General features: G+C 84.8%; 1 pseudogene. It reads left to right on the plus strand.

Annotation, left to right across the window (positions count from 1 at the left end):
• Positions 1-36: 36 nt before the first annotated feature.
• Positions 37-276 (plus strand): annotated as a pseudogene (locus AAHZ94_RS36615) (hypothetical protein); the annotation flags it as partial.

A 276-nucleotide genomic window follows, 5' to 3' on the forward strand; every position in this document is an offset into this window, starting at 1 on the left:
CACCCCCCGACTGCCGGCCGTCGCGGGGCCTCGGAGATGTGTAAACGACACAGCCCCCACCACCCCACGCCCGACGCCGCCCCGGCCCACCCCGGCGCCTCCCGAGACCACCGCCCCCGCGCCGCACTCCCCGGCTCCGCCCGCCGTGGTGGCGCCGCCGCCCGCTCCGACGTCAGCCGCGCCCACGCCGGCCGTACCGGCCCCGCCGGCACCGGCCCGCCCCGTACCCCCGCGGGCCAGGCCCGTCCCGGCGGCGCGCGCGCCGCCGCGGCCCGG

Origin of the sequence: Streptomyces sp. HSW2009 (genome assembly GCF_040240285.1) — a bacterium.
GTDB lineage: Bacteria > Actinomycetota > Actinomycetes > Streptomycetales > Streptomycetaceae > Streptomyces.